Source organism: Streptomyces sp. CBMA29 (genome assembly GCF_014596445.1).
Classification (GTDB): Bacteria; Actinomycetota; Actinomycetes; order Streptomycetales; family Streptomycetaceae; genus Actinacidiphila.
Map to the genome: position 1 here is coordinate 1 of NZ_MECL01000119.1, position 2729 is coordinate 2729.

The 2729-nt window shown below is 73.7% G+C and carries 1 protein-coding gene; it reads left to right on the plus strand.

The window, feature by feature from the left end; translation table 11 throughout:
• The first annotated feature begins 237 nt into the window (after positions 1-237).
• Entirely contained in the window at positions 238-2577 is a 2340-nt protein-coding gene (locus BGM09_RS16975; protein ID WP_188282447.1) for a CDP-glycerol glycerophosphotransferase family protein, read from the plus strand.
• Positions 2578-2729 lie beyond the last annotated feature (152 nt).

A 2729-nucleotide genomic window follows, 5' to 3' on the forward strand; every position in this document is an offset into this window, starting at 1 on the left:
GGCCCCGACCGCCGCCGCCTCCGCCGCCCGCGCGCCGCGCCGCTCCCGGGCGCGCCGCCTGCTGGTCAACGTCCTGCCGCCGATCGTCACCACGGCACTCGTACGGATCCGCGACTCGCGACGCGCCGGAGCGTAACCAGCGGCGCGGCCACGCGTTCCCTGGATATAACGGGCACTCCGCGCGAAAGCCACGGGCGCCCGTGCGCCCCTCGCCCCCGTGTCGAACCTGGATGTGCTGTGCCCCGCTTCAGCGTCGTCGTCCCCGTCTACCAGGTGCAGGCGTATCTGCACGCCTGTCTGAAATCCGTGCTCGACCAGTCCTTCGCCGATGTCGAACTGATCGTCGTGGACGACTGCTCCCCCGACGGCAGCGGCGCCATCGCCGACGCGTTCGCGGCCAGGGACGCCCGCGTCGAGGTGCTGCACCTGCCGGAGAACATCGGCCTCGGCCGGGCCCGCAACGCGGGTCTCGCCCGCGCCACCGGCGACTACGTCCTGTTCCTCGACTCCGACGACACCATGGTCCCCGGCTCGCTGGAGGCCGTCGCCGCCCGGATCGAGCGGACCGGCGAGCCGGACGTGCTGGTCTTCGACTACGCCCGCACGTACTGGAACGGCGACGTCCACCGCAATCAGTTCGCGGCGATCCTCACCGAGACCGGCCCCGGGGTCTGCACGCTGGACGACCGGCCCGAGCTGCTGCGGCTGATCATGGTGGCTTGGAACAAGGCGTACCGCCGCGACTTCATCGAGAAGTCCGACATCGCCTTCCCCTCGGGCTACTACGAGGACACCCCGTGGACGTATCCGGTGCTGATGGCCGCCGGGTCGATCGCGCTGCTCGACCGGGTCTGCGTGCACTACCGGCAGCGGCGCGGCAGCGGCATCCTGCACACCACCAGCAGGCGGCACTTCGACATCTTCAAGCAGTACGACCTGCTGTTCGCGTTCCTCGACAGCCACCCGGAGCTGGAGCGGTGGCGGCCGGTGCTCTTCCGCCGGATACTGGATCACCTCACCACCGTCTTCAACTTCCCCGACCGGCTGCCGAATTCGTCGCGCCCCGAGTACTTCCGCCGCTGCCGTGCCCAGTACCGACGGCTGCGGCCGAGCGGTTTCCGGGCCAGTCCCACCGGCCGCAGCGGGGTGCGGTATCTGCTGGTCGCGCTGGGCGCGCGGCGCACCTTCCAGGCGCTCGGCCGGGCACACCGGCTGCGGCTGCGCGCCACCCAGCGGGCGAGGGCGCTGTACGGCAGGCTGCGGACGACGGCGCTGCACGCGCACTACCGGGTGCAGCGGCGGCGCGCGCTCGACCCGGACCTGGCGGTGTTCTCCGCGTACTGGGACCGCGGCTACTCCTGCAATCCGGCGGCCGTCGAGGAGCGGCTGCGGGAACTGGCGCCGCACATGCGGACCGCGTGGGTGACCACCGAGGAGCACGCGCACACCCTGCCGCCGGGCGTACGCCGCCTGGAGCCGGGCTCCGCCGCGTACTGGACGGCGCTGGCCCGCGCCTCGTACCTGGTCAGCAACGTCAACTTCCACCGCAGGTACGCCAAGCGGCCCGGTCAGATCAATGTGCAGACCCACCACGGCACGCCGCTCAAGCACATGGGCGTCGACCTCCAGGAGCACCCGGCCGCCGCGGGCACCACCGACTTCGAGCGGATGCTGCGGCACGTGGACCGCTGGGACTACAGCCTCTCGGCGAGCCGCCACTCCACCCTGGTCTGGGAGCGCGCCTACCCGTCGGGCTTCACGGCCCTGGAGTACGGCCAGCCGCGCACCGACGTCTTCCACCGGACCACCGCGCGCGACGTGCTGCGGCTCCGCGACGAACTCGGCATCCCGCGCGAGAGCACCGCCTTCCTCTACGCGCCCACGCACCGCGACTACCAGCGCGGTTACCGCCCCGCGCTCGACCTGGCGCGGATGGCCGACGCGCTGGGCCCCGACGTGGTGCTGCTGCGCCGCACCCACCACTTCTACCCGCCGGGCGACCCGCGCGACGGTCTGGACGACCGCGCCCCGCACCCGCGGATCATCGACGTGTCCGGGCACCCGTCGGCGGAGGAGCTGTGCCTGGCCTCGGACGCCCTGGTCACCGACTACTCGTCGCTGATGTTCGACTACGCGGGCCTCGACCGGCCGGTCGTGCTGCACGCCGCGGACTGGGAGACCTACCGGGCCACCCGTGGCGCGTACTTCGACATCACCGCGCACCCGCCGGGCCTGGTGGCGCGCGGCGAGGACGAGTTGACCGACATCCTCGCCACGGGGGCCTGGCGCGGCCCGCGTTCGGCCGAACTGCGGGCCGCTTTCCGGCGCCGGTTCTGTCCCTACGACGACGGGCTCGCGGCCGAGCGCGTGGTGCGCCGGGTCTTCCTGCGCGAGGACGGCGGGCTGCCGCCCGTGATCCCACCGGAGGACCGACGCCTGGCCCCGGCGCCGCCCCGCGCCCGCGCGATGGCCCCGCTCGCGGCGGACGCCTCCGACCCGTCCGATCCGTCCGATCCGTCCGATCCGTCCGGCCCGCCGCCGCTGGAGCCCTCGGGGCCCGACCCGCGCAGCGTGTAGCGGTCCCGCGGACCCAAGGGCAGGGGCGGCGCGGGCAGTTCATCCGATCGGGCCGCTCACACGGGTCGGGCGGTTCACCCGATCAGGCGGCCCCGGCGGCTCCCGCGCCTCAGCCGAGCGGGACCGCCGGGCGCTCCCCCGCGGGTCCCGCC